Origin of the sequence: Streptomyces wuyuanensis, from assembly GCF_900103455.1 — a bacterium.
In the GTDB taxonomy this organism is placed as follows: Bacteria; Actinomycetota; Actinomycetes; order Streptomycetales; family Streptomycetaceae; genus Streptomyces; species Streptomyces wuyuanensis.
Window position 1 is genome coordinate 98,367 of the sequence record NZ_FNHI01000014.1, and the last position, 16,366, is coordinate 114,732.

A 16,366-nucleotide genomic window follows, 5' to 3' on the forward strand; every position below is an offset into this window, starting at 1 on the left:
CATTGCGGCGCCGTACCCCGACGGTGCTGCCGGCCCGCCCGCCGGCTCGGGTCGGCGGGCGGGGCTGGGCGAACGACCGGACTCCGCACGCCCGGTGCGCCGCCCACCGCGGGCGGCGCACCGGCCGGGAAGCTCAGCCGACCGAGCTGTACGCCACCACGCCCCGCAGCACCGCGTCCACGGCCTTGCGGGCGTTGCGCGCCACCGTGGAGTTCCCCCCGGGCGCCGCCGCAGCGATCTGACCGAGCACGTCGATGACCTGCTTGCTCCAGCGCACGAAGTCGCCCGCCGGCATCTCCGCCTCGCGCAGTACCTCGTCCAGGCCCTTGCCCGAGGCCCACTGGTACACGGCCCAGGCGAACCCGAGGTCCGGCTCGCGCTGGCCCACGCCCTCGGCCTGGTTGATGCGGAACTCCTCCTCCAGCGCGTCCAGCCGGCCCCAGATCCGCACCATCTCGCCGAGCGCGGCTTTCGCCTTGCCGGACGGCACCTTCGGCGCCACCGCGTCGTCGGCCTGCCGCGCCTCGTACACCAGAGCCGATACGCAGGAAGCCAGTTCGGCCGGGCCCAGTCCCTCCCAGACCCCTTCACGCAGGCACTCGCTGGCCAGCAGGTCCAGTTCCCCGTAGAGCCGCGCGAGCCGCCGGCCGTGCTCGGTGACCTCGTCGCCCCGGAGGTAGTCCATCTCGGTCAGCAGCGCGACGATGCGGTCGAAGGTGCGGGCGATCGTGTTCGTCCGGCCCTCGATGCGCCGCTCCAGCTGGCGGGTGTCGCGCTGGAGCCGGTGGTAGCGCTCGGCCCAGCGGGCGTGGTCCTCACGCTCGTCGCAGCCGTGGCAGGGATGGGCCCGGATCTCCTTGCGCAGCCGGGCGATCTCGCGGTCGTCCGCGGCGGCGGCGCGCGGCCTGCGGTGCCGGTCGGGCTCGATGTGCCCGGCCTTGGTCCGCAGGGCGGAGGCGAGGTCGCGCCGGGACTGCGGCGATCGCGGGTTGAAGGACTTCGGGATCCGCATCCGCTCCAACACCTCGACGGGGACCGGGAAGTCCATCGAGGCGAGCCGCTTCACCTGACGCTCGGCGGTCAGCACGAGGGGGCGCGGCCCGTCGTGGTACTCGTAACCGCGGTGGCCGTTGGACCGGCCCGCCGGCAGCCCGGGGTCGAGGACGAGCGCGAGCCCGGCGAACTTGCCGGTGGGGACGTGGATGACGTCGCCCGGCTTGAGCTTCTCCAGCGAGTCAGCGGCGGCCGCCCGGCGCTGGGCCGCACCCTGCTTGGCCAGTTCGGTCTCACGGTCCTTCAGCTCGCGGCGCAGCCGGGCGTACTCCTCGAAGTCGCCCAGGTGGCAGGTCATTCCCTCGCGGTAGCCCTCGAGCCCCTCCTCGTTGCGCTGCACCTGGCGAGAGATGCCGACGACCGACTTGTCCGCCTGGAACTGCGCGAAGGAGGTCTCCAGCAGCTCGCGCGACCGGTGCCGGCCGAACTGCTGCACGAGGTTGACCGCCATGTTGTACGACGGCTTGAAGCTGGAACGCAGCGGATACGTACGGGTTCCGGCGAGTCCGGCGAGCGCCCCCGGGTCCATGCCGCGCTGCCAGAGCACGACGGCGTGGCCCTCCACGTCGATACCGCGCCGGCCGGCCCGCCCGGTGAGCTGGGTGTACTCGCCGGGGGTGATGTCGGCGTGCTGCTCGCCGTTCCACTTGACGAGTTTCTCCAGCACGACGGACCTCGCCGGCATGTTGATGCCGAGGGCCAGCGTCTCGGTGGCGAAGACGGCCTTGACGAGGCCGCGGACGAAGAGTTCCTCGACGACTTCCTTGAACGTGGGGAGCATTCCGGCGTGGTGCGCGGCTATGCCCCGCTCCAGGCCTTCCAGCCACTCGTAGTAGCCGAGGACGTGGAGGTCCTCGCGCGGGATGGCGGCCGTGCGCTCCTCGACGATCTCCCGCACCACGAGGCGGGCCTCCTCGTCGTTGAGGCGCAGCCCCGCGTACAGGCACTGCTGGACGGCGGCCTCGCAGCCGGCGCGGCTGAAGATGAACGTGATGGCGGGCAGCAGCCCTTCCGCGTCCAGCCGCTCGATGACCTCGGGACGCCCCGGCGTCCAGATCCGGCCGCGCTGGCGGCGCTCGCGCTCGCGGTCGGCCTCGCGGATCATCTTGCCGCGGCGGCGATCGCGCGGGTTGTACGTGCGGGTGTTCTCCATCCTGGCCAGGCGGACCAGGTCGGGATTGACCTCCCGCCGGGCTGCGCCGCGGCCGCCGTGGTCGGTCTCCTCCTCGAAGAGGTCGTACATCCGGCGTCCGGCCAGCACGTGCTGCCACAGGGGCACCGGGCGGGACTCGGAGACGATCACCTCGGTGTCACCGCGGACGGTGTCCAGCCAGTCGCCGAACTCCTCCGCGTTGGACACCGTCGCCGAGAGCGACACCAGGGTCACCGACTCGGGGAGGTGGATGATCACTTCCTCCCAGACGGCGCCGCGGAAGCGGTCGGAGAGGTAGTGCACCTCGTCCATGACCACGTGTCCCAGGCCGTTCAGCGACTGGGAGCCCGCGTACAGCATGTTGCGCAGGACCTCGGTGGTCATGACGACCACCGGTGCCTCGGAGTTGACGCTGTTGTCGCCGGTGAGCAGGCCGACCTTCTCCGGGCCGTACCGCTTCACCAGGTCCGAGTACTTCTGGTTGGACAGCGCCTTGATGGGGGTCGTGTAGAAACACTTCCGCCCCTGGGTGAGCGCGAGGTGTACGGCGAACTCGCCGACGATCGTCTTGCCGGAACCCGTGGGGGCCGCCACGAGTACGCCCTTGCCCGCCTCGAGCGCCTCACAGGCCTCGATCTGGAAGGGGTCCAGCTCGAAGTCGTACATCTCGCGGAAGGGAGCGAGCGCGGTGGCCTGCTCGGCGGCGCGGATCCGAGCAGCTGCGTATCGCTCAGCTGGTGAGAGGTCCTCTGTCATCTTGCAGTCGAGCCTACCCGTCGGGTCCGACAGTGGGCGCGGCCTTATTCCGGCGCGGGCGAAGGCTCCGGGTGAGCGGCCGGACGCGCCGCGCTCACCCCCGGGGACCGCCCTGGATCAGGTGACGTCGTCGTACCCGTTGATCCGGTCCCGGTCGCCGCTCTGCTGCTCGGGGAGCGCCCGGGCGGTCGGCACCGGCTGGACCTCGCCGATGGCCTCGGGCGTGAGGTCGAGCTCGGACGCCTCGTCGTCGCTCAGGCCGGCGTCCGGGTTCTTGCGTCCCCGGCGGGCGTCGTTGAGGAAGGAGAATCCGACGGCGACGAAGTAGAGGACGGCGAGCGGGCCGGCCAGGAGCAGCATCGAGATCGGCTCACCGCCGGGCGTGGCGATCGCGGCGAAAGCGGTGAGGCCGATGATCATTCCGCGCCACCAGCGCAGCATCCGCCTGCCGGTCAGCACGCCGGTCATGTTGAGCAGGATGAGGAGCAGCGGGAGCTCGAAGGCGATGCCGAAGACGATCACCATGCGGGTGATCAGGTCCAGATAGTCGTCCAGCGGCAGCAGGGGCTTGGCGCCGGAGGGTGCGAACCCGAGCATGATCTCCGCGGTCTGCGGCAGGATCGAGTACGCGAGGTATGCGCCGCCCACGAAGAGCGGTACGCCTGCGGCCACGAAACTCAGCGCATAGCGCCTCTCGTGCCGGTGCAGCCCGGGAGCGACGAAGGCCCAGAGCTGGTAGAGCCAGACCGGGGTCGCGGCCAGCACGCCCGCCATCAGTGCGACCTTCAGCGCGATGGTGAACGGCGACAGGAGGCCCTGTGTCGTCATCTCGGCGCAGAGCTGACCGTTCCGCATGACGACCTGACCGTTCGCGCAGCCGACCGACTCCAGGATCGGCCGCATCAGGAACGCGAAGATCTCCTTCTGGAAGAAGGCCGCGACGATCGTCACCACCGCGATCGCCAGCACCGACTTCATCAGCCGGTTGCGCAGCTCACGCAGGTGTTCTCCAAGTGGCATGCGCCCCTCGGCGTCCTTCTCCTGCTTGCGGGCAGACTTGAGCAACCCACTTCCTCGTCTCGTGCGGGAACCGTCAGGGGAACCGGGTCAGCTCTGGGTCGTGCGGTTCGGCTCCGAGACCGGGCGGCTGCTCGTCACATCGCCCGGGGCGGCCTGGATGGTGCGAGGAGCGTCCTTCTGCGCGGCGGTGTCCGCGCCCGGCGCCGTCTGGCCGCCCGCCGTCTCGTCGTCCTTCTTCATCGCCTTGGCCTCGCTCTTCAGGATCCGAGCGGACTTGCCGAGCGAACGGGCCATGTCGGGCAGCTTCTTGGCGCCGAACAGCAGCAGGATGACCACGATGATCAGGAGGATCTCGAGGGGCTTCAGATTGCCGATCATGTGCGACTTCCTTCTCACTGAGGCGGCTGAAGGGCGGGCTGCCCGGGAGGCGGTCGGACAGGAGTCCGATCACCGGCACGGCAGCGATCGTAACCCGCCGGAGTAAACGCAGGGCAATGCCTGTGCATACCGGCGATTGCGACCCGAACCGGCAGCGGGTCCACCACTGGCAGGGTACCTCCGGGCCATCCGCCGGAGGAGACCGCGTTCGCTAGCGCAGCGCCTCGCCCGTGCGCGCCAGCCCCGTCGCGGCTCTCTCCAGGTCCTCCGCGGCCCGGTTGACGCGTTCCGCGGTGGCGGCCACCTGCCGGCCCAGGCGCTGGGCCTCCAGGAAGACGCGGACGCCGAGGACGCCGAGGACGGCGATCCCGAGGAATCCGAGGGCGATGGCGAGCATGGGCCAGAACATGGAGCAGAGCATAGTGCCGCGTCAGGCAGGGTTCGCCCGGGGCGAACCCTGCCTGACGGGGGGCCGGTGGAGGATCAGACGGTGGAGTGGAGGCGCAGTGTCCGCACTCCGCCGCCGGTGAGGAGTTCGACTATCCGCTCTCCCGCCGGCTTGCGGACGGCGGTCCCGCACTCGGGGCAGGTGAAGGAGTAGAAGGTGGTCCGCCGGCTCGCGCCGATCGCGAGCCGCAGCGCACCCGCCGCCAGCTCGAAGCGGCCGCGGCAGTCGGGGCAGGCGGCCTTGAAGAGGATCGGGACCTTCGGCGCCGAGATTCCGGACAGAGCGGACATATCCCTCAAAGTTCCCATCGGTCGGTCCGTCAGTCCTGGCCGTCGTACGCGGCGAGCGCCTCACGCGCCGCCTGCCGGGCGCTCCCGGCGAGGTCGGGCGGCGACACGATCCGGCCGTCGCGCCCCAGCCGGAGCGCGAGCCTCCGCAGCGACGCGGGGTCGGGAGTGCGCAGGCTGATCCGCAGACCGCCCTCGGGCAGCTCCTCAGCGCTGTCGTGCGGGTAGTACTCGGCCACCCAGCGGCCGCCCGGGCCGACCTCGACGACGACCTCGGGATCCTCGGCCGAGGGCTGCACCAGCCCCTCCGACAGGTCGCGCAGCTCCGTCTCGGGCGGTGCGGACGGCTCGTCCAGCAGCCGGATCTCGGCCACCCGGTCGAGCCGGAAGGTCCGGCGCGCCTCCGAGAGGTAGCACCAGCCCTCCATGTACGTGTGGCCGACGGCGAAGAGGCGGATGGGGTCGACCTCGCGCTCGGTGAGCTCGTCCCGCGCCGGGGAGTAGTAGCGCAGCCACAGTCTGCGGCGCTCCGAGATGGCCCGGTCGACGTCGGCGAAGACACCGCCCTCGGATTCGAAGGTCACGGAGAGCCGGGAGCTCGCGCCCGCGGACTCGCCGGCCGCGGCCTCCAGCTTGGCGGTGGCCCGCACCAGCGCCTCGCGGTCGCCCTCCCGCAGCCCGGGCAGCGTGGCCACGGCGCGGGCGGCGACCAGGAGCGCGGTCGCCTCGTCCGCGGCGAGCCGGAGCGGCTCGGCGACATCGTCGGGGTTGTGCCACCAGATGCGGTCGCCGTCGGTGTCGATGTCGAGGAGATCGCCGCCGCGGAAGCTGGTCCCGCACATGGGCAGCACGTCGAGGTCGGAGATCAGCTCGTCCTCGGTGATCCCGAAGGCCCGCGCGACGTCCCCGACGCGTGCTCCGGGGCGTTCACGCAGATACGTCACCAGCGAGAGCATCCGCCGGGTCTGGTCGATGGCGTTCGCGGCCATGCCTGTACGAGTCCCCCTCAGCCCTTGGCCACGGCGCGCAGCCGGTCCACCACATCGGCCCGCAGATCCGCGGGCTCGAGCACGACGACGTCCGGTCCGAACTCCACCAGCCAGGCGTCCAGACCGTGTCCGTACGGAATCTCCAACTCGTCCCAGCCGTCCCCGAGTTCCCGAACGGACGCGGCACGGGCGCGCAGCGGGTAGCCCGCACCCGCCCGCAGCCTGATCCGCGCGGATCTGGTGGCGGTCTCGCCCGCCCAGCTCTCGACCGTCTCGCGCACGGTGACCACGTCCGGCACGGGGGCGGTGAAGGAGCCCGCGCGGGAACGGACCTTGCCGGTGATGCGGGAGAGACGGAAGACGCGCTCCGCACCGCGGTCCCGGTCCCAGCCGGCCAGGTACCAGTGGCCGCGCCAGCACTCCAGCGTCCAGGGCTCGACATGGCGCGGCTCGGGGCGCACGGCGTTGGACTTGCGGTAGTCGAAGACGACGGGGCGCCGGTCGCGGCAGGCGAGCATCAGCGGCTCGAACGCGGCCTCGTGGACGGGGATGCGCGGCTCGAGGGCGCTGTGCTGGGCCTCGTACAGGTCCTCCGCCTCGGGCATTCCGGCGGCGCGCAGCTTCTGCAGGGCCCCGCTGGCCGCTCCCGCGAGCCGGGCCTGCTGCCACACCTTGGCGGCGAGGCCGAGCGCCGCGGCCTCCTCGGCGTCGAGGGTGATGGGCGGCAGCCGGTTGGAGTCGCGGCGGGCGAGATAGCCGGTCTCGCCCTCGAGGTTGTCCACGGTGGCGATGACGAGGCCGAGTTCGCGGAGGTCGTCCTTGTCCCGCTCGAACATCCGGTTGAAGGCGTCGTCGGAGGCGGCTTCCATGTAGGCCTCGATGGAGCCGCGCAGCTCCCGCTTGCTGAGCGGCCGCCGTGTCCCGAGCAGACACAGCGCCAGGTTCATCAGCCGCTCGGCCTTGGCAATGGCCATCGACGCCCTTCCGCCCTTCCTCACCGTTCTTCTGATCGTCGAACCTACCGCTACGGAGCGTCGTGGCAAAAGCGTGGGGCCCATGCCCGCACGGGCACGGGCCCCAACGGGACCGGTTGCGATCAGATCGCGACGAGGTCGCAGACGAAGATCAGCGTCTCGCCCGGGGCGATACGGCCGCCGGCGCCGCGGTCGCCGTAGGCCAGGTGCGCCGGGATGGTCAGCTGGCGGCGCCCGCCGACCTTCATGCCCTGCACTCCCTTGTCCCAGCCCTGGATGACCTGGCCGATGCCGAGCTTGAACTGCAGCGGGGTGCCGCGGTTCCAGGACGCGTCGAACTCCTCGCCGGTGGAGAAGGCCACGCCCACGTAGTGGACGGAGACGGTGTCGCCCGCCTTGGCCTCGGGCCCGTCGCCCTCCCAGATGTCCTTGATCTCAAGGTCGGCCGGCGGCTCGCCGCCCGGGAAGTCGATCTCCGGCTTCTCGATGCTCACGTGTTGCTCCTTGCGTTCTCTGTGCGAGTCAACGCGGACAGTCTTACAGAACCGCCAGGATGTCGACGGAGAAGACGAGCGTGGACTTCGCCGGGATCGGCCCCTGGGCCTGGTCGCCGTACGCCATGTCCGGCGGCACGACGAGGAGCACCCGGCTGCCGACCTTCTTGCCTTCCAGGCCCTTCGACCAGCCCGGGATCACACCGGAGAGCGGGAAGGTGACGGGAGCGCCCTTGGAGTAGCTGCTGTCGAACTCCTTGCCGTCCTTCCACAGGACGCCCTTGTACTGGACGGCCACCGTGTTGTCGGCCTTGACCGCGGGACCGCTGCCCTCGATGACGTAGTTCGAGACCAGCTTGGTCGGCGCGGGCTTCTTCGGCACGGTGATCGAGGGTGCCTTGCCGTCGGTGTTCGTGCCGACCTTGGGCAGGTCGATGTTGTCCTGGGCGACCTCGGTGCCCTTGGCGGACACGGGGAGCGTCGTGCCCTTCACGATGTCCATGACGAACACGAGCGTGGCGTTCGGCGGGATGTCGCCCTGGCCCTGGCTGCCGTAGGCGAGCGACGGCGGGATGGACACCTCGAGACGGCTGCCGACCTTCTGGCCGTCGAGGGCCTTCTGCCAGCCCTCGATGACACCGCCGCCACCGATCGTCACGGCGAAGGGCTCGCCGCGGTCGAAGCTGTTGTCGAACGGCTTGTCGCCGTCCCACACCTGGCCGAGGTAGTCGACCTGGGCCTGGTCGCCCTTCTTGAGGGCCTGGCCCTTGCCCTCGCTGATGACCTCGACCTTGAGGTCCTTGGGGGGCTCGCCCTCGCCCTTGGCGAGCGTGGGCTTCTCGCCGAACTTCGCACCCGCTGTGATCGCGGGCAGTCCGTTCGACGTCTGGGCGGAATTGGAGCCCTTGTCGTCTCCGCACGCCGCTGTGGAGAGCAGCAGCAGGGGCACGACGAGCAGGCCGGCAAGTCGGCGCACGTGTTCCTCAGATCTCAGACGGCACATCGGTCGCTCGACACTCTAGGCCGTGCCGAGGGCCCCGCACGAGAAACGTACGGGGCCCGAGTGACGTTCCCGGCCCGCCCGCCGCGATCCGGCGAGCGGGCACGAGCGCTACATGCCGGCGATCAGCTTCTCCACCCGGTCGTCGACGGAGCGGAACGGGTCCTTGCACAACACGGTGCGCTGCGCCTGGTCGTTGAGCTTGAGGTGCACCCAGTCGACGGTGAAGTCCCGCCGCTGCTCCTGCGCCCGGCGGATGAAGTCGCCGCGCAGCCGGGCCCTCGTGGTCTGCGGGGGCACGGACTTGCCCTCGAAGATCTTGAGGTCGTTGCAGATCCGGGTGGCCTGGCCCTTCTTCTCCAGGAGGTAGTAGAGCCCTCGCCGGCGGTGGATGTCGTGGTACGCGAGGTCTATCTGCGCGACCCTCGGGTGCGACATCGTCATGTTGTGCTTGGCCCGGTACCGCTCGATGAGCTTGTACTTCATCACCCAGTCGATCTCGGTGCCGATGCTGTCGAGGTCCTCCTGCTCGATGGCGTCGAGCGTGCGGCCCCACAGTTCCAGGACCTGCGCCACCGTGCCGGTGCGAATACCCCGGCGGTCGACGAAGTCCACGGCCTTCTCGTAGTACTCGCGCTGGACCTCCAGGGCGGAGGCCTCACGGCCGCTGGCCAGGCGCACCTTGCGCCGGCCGGTGATGTCGTGGCTGACCTCGCGGATGGCCCGGATGGGGTTCTCCAGCGTCAGGTCGCGCATGACCGTGCCCGCCTCGATCATGCGCAGCACCAGGTCGGTGGCGCCGACCTTGAGCAGCATGGTCGTCTCGGACATGTTGGAGTCGCCGACGATGACGTGCAGACGGCGGTAGCGCTCGGCGTCCGCGTGCGGCTCGTCCCGGGTGTTGATGATGGGCCGGGAGCGGGTGGTCGCGGAGCTGACGCCCTCCCAGATGTGCTCGGCGCGCTGGCTGACGCAGTACACCGCGCCGCGGGGGGTCTGCAGCACCTTTCCCGCGCCGCAGAGCAGCTGACGGGTGACGAGGAACGGAATCAGGATGTCCGCGAGCCGGGAGAACTCTCCGTGCCGGGCCACGAGGTAGTTCTCATGGCAGCCGTAGGAGTTTCCCGCCGAATCGGTGTTGTTCTTGAAGAGATAGACGTCGCCTGCGATTCCCTCCTCGTGCAGGCGGCGTTCGGCGTCGACGAGCAGGCCTTCGAGGATTCGCTCGCCGGCCTTGTCGTGGGTGACCAGCTCGGTCACGTTGTCGCATTCGGGAGTTGCGTATTCCGGATGCGAACCCACATCGAGGTAGAGGCGGGCCCCGTTGCGCAGGAAGACATTGCTGCTGCGGCCCCATGACACGACTCGGCGGAAGAGGTAGCGCGCCACTTCGTCAGGTGACAGTCGGCGCTGTCCCCTGAACGTGCACGTGACGCCGTACTCGTTCTCCAGCCCGAAAATGCGGCGGTCCATGAGGGAACATTACGCCCGATGGCCTGAGCTGAAACCGGGTTCGACGGCACCGCTTCGATCATTTTCATCCGTCGAAGCGTCGTGTGCGCCGTGGCCGGGAGCTGCGAGGACCCGTCCGGTGGCCAGCAGAACGAGCAGCGCGACGACCCCGCCGCAGGCCGCGACGGCGAAGCCCGCGGTGGTTCCGCCGAACTGGACGGCCGGGCCGGCGGCGGCCGTGCCGACGGCAGCGCCGACGCCGAAGGTGGTCACCAGCCAGGAGAACGCCTCGGTGACGGTCCCGCGGGGCGCGTGCCGGTCGACGACGATGAAGGCGCAGGCGATCGCCGGTGCGAGGAACAGCCCCGAGACGACACCGAGCGCGGTCATCGCGGGAACCCCGGGGGTGAGCATCAGCGGCAGATAGCCCAGTGCCAGCAGCCCGGTGATGACCCGCAGTCGCCGCTCGGGCGCGCCGGCCCAGTCGCGCGCGCCGTAGGCCACGCCGCCGATCAGGGCGCCGAGACCGAGGGCGGCCATGAACCAGCCGTACACGGCGTCACCGCCGCGGTCGTCGGCGTAGGCGAAGGCGGCGACCGTGATGGAGCCGAGGGCGAGGCCGACGAAGAAGAACGAGCCGAGCAGGGCGAGGAGCCCTGGCGACCGCAGGGCGCCGAGCCAGTGGGCCTCCCGGGGCGCGGACCGCCAGGCGCGGGAGGGCCCGGAGACCACGACGGAGAGGGCGCCGAGGATGCCCAGCGCGTTGACGACGAGCAGGGCTGCGGCGGGCGACATCAGCCAGACCAGGAGGGTGACCAGCAACGGACCGACCGTGAACATGACTTCCTGGGCTATCGCGTCCATGGCGTACGCGCGGTGCACCCGGTCCTGACGATGACCGAGGACGTCCGGCCAGAGGGCGCGCAGCCCGCCCTCCAGTGGCGGGGTGAAGAACCCGGCGACGGCGACGGCCGCGTAGGCGAGGGCGAGCGAGTCGATGCCGGCCACGGCGAGGACGGCCATGCCGAACGCCGAGAGGACCGCGGCGGGCAGCTGGACACGGGGCTGCCCGTGCAGGTCGACCATGCGGCCGAGGAGCGGCTGGCCGGCGGCGGTGGTCAGCCCGTAGACGGCCGCGAGGGCACCGGCGAGCGTGTAGCTGCCGCCCTCGGCGCGGGTGAAGAGCACGATCGCGATGTGGGCGACCCCGTTCGGCAGCCGGCCCACGAGCGTGCCCGTGAGCAGGCGTGCCGCGTGCGGGGCCTTGAGGATGTCCATGTACCCGGAGACTCCGGCACCCATCGATTCCGCCTCTTCGCTCCCGCCCCGGCCGGTTCTGGCCCCGACCAGGGAAGTTTTACGTATAACTTGATGCGTCATACGTACCATGTCAGATGCCGCGAGTCCACTTCGCGGCGTTCGGGAGCGAGTGCGGAGGCGAGTGTGCAGACCCGGGAGCCCGCCGGCGGAGCGCGGCCGACCAGCAGGGACGTGGCGCGGGCGGCCGGGGTGTCCCAGGCCACGGTGTCGCTGGTGCTGGGCGGGAAGTGGCGCGGCCGGGTCTCCGAGCGCACCGCCGGGCTGGTGCGCGACGCCGCGTCCGAGCTCGGCTACCGGCCGAATCTCGCCGCACGCAATCTGCGGCTCGGCCGGACGCGGACGGCGCTGCTGGTCGTGCCCGCCCTGACCAACGAGTTCTTCGCGCGCGTGTACGGGGGCGCGGCGGCGGTGGCGGCCGAGCACGGCTTCGGCGTGGTGCTGTACCCCTCCCCCGAGGGCGTGGGGCCCGCACGGGACCCCTTCGCGTCCGCGCGCGCCGCCCTGGACGGGGTGATCGCCTCCTCGATGGCGGCAGGGGCGCTGGACGCGATCCGCGGCTCCGATCTGCCGCTGGTGATGCTGGACAGCGACCCCTCGGACCCGACCTCGGCGGCGCATGTGAACCTGGACGTCGCCGACGGTATGCGGCAGGTGACGGACCATCTCCTCGGCCTCGGCCACCGGCGCTTCGTCCATCTCGCCTCGGCCGTGCCGTCCTGGACGTTCGAGGTGCGGGCCCGGGCGCTGGGGACGGCACTCCGGGCGGTGCCGGGGGCGGAGCTGCGGACGGTGCCGTCGCCGCTCGACGTGGCGGGCGCCCTGGCGGCCGCCAGCCGGGCCCTCACCGACTCGGGGCCGCGGCCCACCGCTCTGGTCTGCGACGACGACATCCTCGCCGCCGGCGCCTGCAAGGCGGTCCGCCGTCTGGGGCTGCGGGTGCCGGAGGACGTCTCGGTGACCGGTTTCGACGATCTGGCCCTGGCGACCGCGGTGGAGCCGGAACTCACCACGGTCCGCCTCCCTGCCGAGCGGATCGGCCGGTCCGGCATGACCGCGCTGCTCGACGTCCTCTCGTCCCGCACACCGGCCTCCGGCGCCCTCCCCGTCACCCTGATCCCCCGTGGCTCCACGGGCCCCGCACCGGCGGCCTGAGGGCGGTTCCGGGAGCGGTGCCCTTATCGGGCGCCTTACGTCGCCCGGCCCGCGCCCGTGCCGACGTCCCTGCCCGGACACGACCGCGCCCCGCTCGCGGGTTCGCGGGCGGGGCACGGAGGACGGACGGAAGGTGCGTGCTACGCCTCGTCCTCGGGGGTCTCCTCGTCCGAGGGGGACTCCGTCGGAGCGGACGCGGCGTCGTCGGCCTCCAGCAGCCGTGACAGCTGGCGGCCCACGATCCGCTTGAACTTGCGCTGCTGGGGACGGGTGCGGTCCAGGACCGCGACCTCCAGGCGCTCCGCGGGGATCTCCCGCTCGCCGCCGTTGGTGTCGCGGGACAGGGCCTGAACCGCGAGCTTCAGCGCCTCGGCGAGCGACATCCCGTCACGGTGCCGCTGGTCGAGGAAGGAGCTGATCTGCTCGGCATTGCCGCCGACCGCGACCGAGCCGTGCTCGTCCACGATCGACCCGTCGTGCGGCAGACGGTAGATCTGGTCTCCGTCGGGGGACGTGCCCACCTCCGCCACGACCAGCTCGACCTCGTACGGCTTCTCGCCGGCGCTGGAGAAGATCGTGCCCAGCGTCTGCGCGTAGACGTTCGCGAGGCCGCGTGCGGTCACGTCGTCGCGGTCGTAGGTGTAGCCGCGCAGATCGGCGTAGCGGACGCCGCCGATGCGCAGGTTCTCGTACTCGTTGTACTTGCCGGCCGCGGCGAAGCCGATCCGGTCGTAGATCTCGCTGAACTTGTGCAGCGCACGGGACGGGTTCTCACCGACGAACACGATGCCGTCGGCGTACTGCATCACGACCAGGCTGCGGCCGCGCGCGATGCCCTTGCGGGCGTATTCCGCCCGGTCGGCCATCGCCTGCTGTGGTGAGACATAGAACGGCGTCGACACCGGCTATCCGTCCCTTTCTGTCAGTGGCGAGGAGTCACCGCCCAGCGGTGTCCTGGGGAACATCAGAGCAGCGAGGCCCTCGGGCCGTCCGGCTGCTCCCTCCGGCGCTCCAGGACCGCGTGGGCGATCTCGGAGCTCTCGGCCTCGGTCAGCTTGCGGAAGCCCTCGTCGGTGATGACGGTGACGATCGGGTAGATGCGGCGCCCCACGTCGGGCCCGCCCGTGGCCGAGTCGTCGTCGGCAGCGTCGTACAGGGCCTGGATGACCAGGGTGAGCGCCTGCTCCTCGGTCAGGTCCTCGCGGTAGAGCTTCTTCATCGACCCGCGGGCGAAGATCGACCCGGAGCCGGTCGCGGCGTACCCGTGCTCCTCGGAGCGGCCGCCGGTGACGTCGTACGAGAAGATCCGGCCCTTCTCGCGGTCGACGTCCCAGCCGGCGAAGAGCGGGACCACGGCGAGGCCCTGCATGGCCATGCCGAGGTTGCTCCGGATCATCGTGGACAGGCGGTTCGCCTTGCCCTCGAGGGAGAGCTGGGCGCCCTCCACCTTCTCGAAGTGCTCCAGCTCGAGCTGGAACAGCTTGACCATCTCGACCGCCAGACCGGCGGTGCCGGCGATGCCGACGGCGGAGTACTCGTCGGCCGGGAAGACCTTCTCGATGTCGCGCTGGGCGATCATGTTGCCCATGGTGGCGCGCCGGTCACCGGCGAGCACCACGCCGCCGGGGAAGGACGCGGCGACGATCGTCGTGCCGTGGGGTGCCTCGATCGCGCCCTGCACGGGAGGCAGGACGCGCTTGCCCGGGAGCAGCTCAGGGGAGTGCTCGCCGAGGAAATCCATGAACGACGAGGAGCCGGGCGTCAGGAAGGGTGCCGGCAGACGCCCGGTGCTACGAGGGTTGGCTTCCACGCGTTTCCTTCCGGATGGGCGGCGGCCCGCCTCCTGACGAGCCGCGGGCCGATCTTGCATGCACTGCACGGACCTTACCCGTGCCGTCGCCGGTCATCCGTCCCGGCGGCGGCCACCTTGCGCGGACCGCTGCCGGGACGGACGACGGGGCTCTCCGAACGGGAGCCGGGGCGCTACTCGCCGCCCTTCTGCACGAAACTCCGCACGAAGTCCTCGGCGTTCTCCTCGAGGACGTCGTCGATCTCGTCGAGCACGGAGTCGACGTCGTCGGACAGCTTCTCCTGGCGCTCCTTGAGGTCCTCGGATGCCTGCGCATCCTGCGCCTGCTCCTCGACCTCCTCGGTGGAACGCGTGGCCCGCTGCTGCCCGCCGCCGGTGTCCTTGGTCGCCATATCCCTCACCCCGCTCGGTTTGCCCGCTTGGTTCGGACTCAAGATCAGACCCTACAAGGAGGGTCCGACATCGGCCCCGCACTTTCCTCAACGTCCGGGGCCCACCTTCATGATTCCCGGACGCGGGTCGTTTCAGCCCCCGGAGAGGACGCGGACCAGGTCCTCCGCCGTCCTGCACCGGTCAAGGAGCTCCTTGACATGGTTACGTGTACCACGCAACGGTTCCAGCGTCGGAACGCGCTGCAGGGAGTCCCGGCCCGGGAGATCGAAGATCACCGAGTCCCAGGAGGCGGCCGCGACGTCGTCCGCGTACTGCTCCAGGCAGCGGCCGCGGAAATACGCCCTGGTGTCCTCGGGAGGCTTGCTCTCGGCCCGCTCGACGTCGGACTCGTCCAGGAGCCGCTTCATCTTGCCGCGGGCCACCAGGCGGTTGTACAGCCCCTTCTCGGGGCGCACGTCCGCGTACTGCAGGTCCACGAGGTGGAGCCGGGCGGCGTCCCAGCCCAGGTTGTCGCGCCTGCGGTAGCCCTCCAGGATCTCCCGCTTGGCGATCCAGTCGAGCTCGCCGGACAGGCTCATCGGATCGTTCTCGAGCCGGTTGAGGGTGTCCTCCCAGCGCACCAGGACGTCCTTGGTCTGCTCGTCCGCGTCGACGCCGAAGCGGTCCTCGACGTACTTGCGGGCCAGCTCGAAGTACTCCATCTGCAACTGGACGGCGGTGAGCGTCCGGCCGCTGCGCAGAGTGACCAGCCGGCGCAGGGTCGGGTCGTGGGAGACCTGGTGCAGGGTGCGCACGGGCTGGTCGACGGCCAGGTCGACGTTGATGAAGCCGTCCTCGATCATCGACAGCACCAGCGCGGTCGTACCGAGCTTGAGGTAGGTCGAGATCTCCGACAGGTTCGCGTCGCCGATGATCACATGGAGCCGGCGGTACTTCTCCGCGTCGGCGTGCGGCTCGTCCCGGGTGTTGATGATGGGCCGCTTCAGGGTGGTCTCCAGGCCCACCTCCACCTCGAAGTAGTCGGCCCTCTGGCTGATCTGGAAGCCGTGCTCGTGGCCGTCCTGTCCGATTCCGACGCGGCCGGCACCGGTCACGACCTGCCGGGAGACGAAGAACGGCGTCAGGTGCCGCACGATGTCCGAGAAGGGGGTCTCCCGCTTCATCAGGTAGTTCTCGTGCGTGCCGTAGGACGCGCCCTTGTTGTCGGTGTTGTTCTTGTACAGGTGGATGGGCTGGGCGCCGGGCAGCTGGGCGGCCCGCTCGGCGGCCTCCGCCATGATCCGCTCGCCCGCCTTGTCCCAGAGCACGGCGTCGCGCGGGTTGGTCACCTCGGGGGCGCTGTACTCGGGGTGGGCGTGGTCCACGTACAGCCGGGCGCCGTTGGTGAGGATCACGTTGGCCAGGCCGATGTCCTCGTCGGTGAGCTGGCTGGAGTCGGCGGCCTCGCGGGCCAGGTCGAAGCCCCGGGCGTCCCGCAGGGGATTCTCCTCCTCGAAGTCCCAGCGGGCGCGGCGCGCCCGGTGCATCGCCGCCGCGTAGGCGTTGACGATCTGGGACGAGGTGAGCATGGCATTGGCGTTCGGGTGGCCGGGGACGGAGATCCCGTACTCCGTCTCGATGCCCATTACTCGCCGTACGGTCATGCGGCCCTCCTTGCCCGGCGGCGCTCCCGTCCGGGAGCGGCGCT

16 protein-coding genes are annotated in these 16,366 nt (G+C 70.7%); 1 reads left to right on the top strand and 15 read right to left on the bottom strand.

The window, feature by feature from the left end; genetic code table 11:
- Window positions 1-133: 133 nt before the first annotated feature.
- The 11 genes from BLT82_RS21160 to BLT82_RS21210 all read right to left on the bottom strand — a co-directional run bounded on the left by BLT82_RS21160 (window position 134) and on the right by BLT82_RS21210 (window position 11,306).
- On the bottom strand, window positions 134-2,962 hold the full coding sequence (locus BLT82_RS21160) for a DEAD/DEAH box helicase (RefSeq protein ID WP_093657165.1): 2,829 nt from the start codon (window positions 2,960-2,962) through the stop codon (window positions 134-136).
- 117 nt (window positions 2,963-3,079) lie between these two features.
- Window positions 3,080-4,027: a twin-arginine translocase subunit TatC gene (gene tatC / locus BLT82_RS21165; protein WP_093657166.1), complete on the bottom strand. Its 948-nt coding sequence runs from the start codon at window positions 4,025-4,027 to the stop codon at window positions 3,080-3,082.
- 42 nt (window positions 4,028-4,069) lie between these two features.
- Window positions 4,070-4,360: a Sec-independent protein translocase subunit TatA gene (gene tatA / locus BLT82_RS21170; protein ID WP_093657168.1), complete on the bottom strand. Its 291-nt coding sequence runs from the start codon at window positions 4,358-4,360 to the stop codon at window positions 4,070-4,072.
- 211 nt (window positions 4,361-4,571) lie between these two features.
- A complete protein-coding gene (locus BLT82_RS21175; RefSeq protein WP_093657385.1) occupies window positions 4,572-4,769 on the bottom strand; it encodes a hypothetical protein in 198 nt (65 codons plus the stop codon).
- Between the two features lie 74 nt (window positions 4,770-4,843).
- A complete protein-coding gene (locus BLT82_RS21180) occupies window positions 4,844-5,098 on the bottom strand; it encodes a hypothetical protein (RefSeq protein ID WP_208867998.1) in 255 nt (84 codons plus the stop codon).
- 29 nt (window positions 5,099-5,127) lie between these two features.
- Entirely contained in the window at window positions 5,128-6,084 is a 957-nt protein-coding gene (locus BLT82_RS21185; protein ID WP_093657172.1) for a helix-turn-helix transcriptional regulator, read from the bottom strand.
- Window positions 6,085-6,101: 17 nt separating this feature from the next.
- Window positions 6,102-7,058, bottom strand: coding sequence for a helix-turn-helix transcriptional regulator (locus BLT82_RS21190; protein WP_093657174.1), 957 nt, complete (start codon window positions 7,056-7,058; stop codon window positions 6,102-6,104).
- A 122-nt stretch (window positions 7,059-7,180) separates the two neighbouring features.
- Window positions 7,181-7,552 (bottom strand): FKBP-type peptidyl-prolyl cis-trans isomerase, encoded by a 372-nt coding sequence (locus BLT82_RS21195; RefSeq protein ID WP_093657176.1) that lies wholly within the window; start codon window positions 7,550-7,552, stop codon window positions 7,181-7,183.
- Window positions 7,553-7,595: 43 nt separating this feature from the next.
- The gene (locus BLT82_RS21200; protein ID WP_093657178.1) at window positions 7,596-8,528 is read right to left on the bottom strand and encodes an FKBP-type peptidyl-prolyl cis-trans isomerase; all 933 of its coding nucleotides are present in this window, start codon (window positions 8,526-8,528) and stop codon (window positions 7,596-7,598) included.
- Window positions 8,529-8,663: 135 nt separating this feature from the next.
- Window positions 8,664-10,025, bottom strand: coding sequence for a Pup--protein ligase (pafA, locus tag BLT82_RS21205; RefSeq protein ID WP_093657180.1), 1,362 nt, complete (start codon window positions 10,023-10,025; stop codon window positions 8,664-8,666).
- A 9-nt stretch (window positions 10,026-10,034) separates the two neighbouring features.
- Window positions 10,035-11,306 (bottom strand): MFS transporter, encoded by a 1,272-nt coding sequence (locus BLT82_RS21210; RefSeq protein WP_093657182.1) that lies wholly within the window; start codon window positions 11,304-11,306, stop codon window positions 10,035-10,037.
- A 141-nt stretch (window positions 11,307-11,447) separates the two neighbouring features.
- Between BLT82_RS21210 and BLT82_RS21215 the strand changes: the two genes are divergently transcribed.
- On the top strand, window positions 11,448-12,476 hold the full coding sequence (locus tag BLT82_RS21215; protein ID WP_093657184.1) for a LacI family DNA-binding transcriptional regulator: 1,029 nt from the start codon (window positions 11,448-11,450) through the stop codon (window positions 12,474-12,476).
- 140 nt (window positions 12,477-12,616) lie between these two features.
- Here the strand turns inward: BLT82_RS21215 and prcA are convergent, their stop codons facing one another.
- From prcA to dop, 4 genes are all read right to left on the bottom strand, one after another.
- Window positions 12,617-13,378, bottom strand: coding sequence for a proteasome subunit alpha (prcA, locus tag BLT82_RS21220; protein ID WP_093657186.1), 762 nt, complete (start codon window positions 13,376-13,378; stop codon window positions 12,617-12,619).
- Window positions 13,379-13,440: 62 nt separating this feature from the next.
- Window positions 13,441-14,286, bottom strand: coding sequence for a proteasome subunit beta (gene prcB / locus BLT82_RS21225; protein ID WP_093657188.1), 846 nt, complete (start codon window positions 14,284-14,286; stop codon window positions 13,441-13,443).
- Between the two features lie 173 nt (window positions 14,287-14,459).
- Entirely contained in the window at window positions 14,460-14,678 is a 219-nt protein-coding gene (locus tag BLT82_RS21230) for a ubiquitin-like protein Pup (protein WP_093657191.1), read from the bottom strand.
- Window positions 14,679-14,810: 132 nt separating this feature from the next.
- Window positions 14,811-16,322, bottom strand: coding sequence for a depupylase/deamidase Dop (dop, locus tag BLT82_RS21235; RefSeq protein WP_093657193.1), 1,512 nt, complete (start codon window positions 16,320-16,322; stop codon window positions 14,811-14,813).
- Window positions 16,323-16,366 lie beyond the last annotated feature (44 nt).

What these genes read in the sequence shown, in the direction of transcription:
- BLT82_RS21160 (WP_093657165.1), bottom strand. Translation starts at nt 2,962, where the DNA reads ATGACAGAGGACCTCTCACCAGCTGAGCGATACGCAGCTGCTCGGATC.
- tatA (WP_093657168.1), bottom strand. Translation starts at nt 4,360, where the DNA reads ATGATCGGCAATCTGAAGCCCCTCGAGATCCTCCTGATCATCGTGGTC.
- BLT82_RS21175 (WP_093657385.1), bottom strand. Translation starts at nt 4,769, where the DNA reads ATGTTCTGGCCCATGCTCGCCATCGCCCTCGGATTCCTCGGGATCGCC.
- BLT82_RS21180 (WP_208867998.1), bottom strand. Translation starts at nt 5,098, where the DNA reads ATGTCCGCTCTGTCCGGAATCTCGGCGCCGAAGGTCCCGATCCTCTTC.
- BLT82_RS21185 (WP_093657172.1), bottom strand. Translation starts at nt 6,084, where the DNA reads ATGGCCGCGAACGCCATCGACCAGACCCGGCGGATGCTCTCGCTGGTG.
- BLT82_RS21190 (WP_093657174.1), bottom strand. Translation starts at nt 7,058, where the DNA reads ATGGCCATTGCCAAGGCCGAGCGGCTGATGAACCTGGCGCTGTGTCTG.
- pafA (WP_093657180.1), bottom strand. Translation starts at nt 10,025, where the DNA reads ATGGACCGCCGCATTTTCGGGCTGGAGAACGAGTACGGCGTCACGTGC.
- BLT82_RS21210 (WP_093657182.1), bottom strand. Translation starts at nt 11,306, where the DNA reads ATGGGTGCCGGAGTCTCCGGGTACATGGACATCCTCAAGGCCCCGCAC.
- BLT82_RS21230 (WP_093657191.1), bottom strand. Translation starts at nt 14,678, where the DNA reads ATGGCGACCAAGGACACCGGCGGCGGGCAGCAGCGGGCCACGCGTTCC.
- dop (WP_093657193.1), bottom strand. Translation starts at nt 16,322, where the DNA reads ATGACCGTACGGCGAGTAATGGGCATCGAGACGGAGTACGGGATCTCC.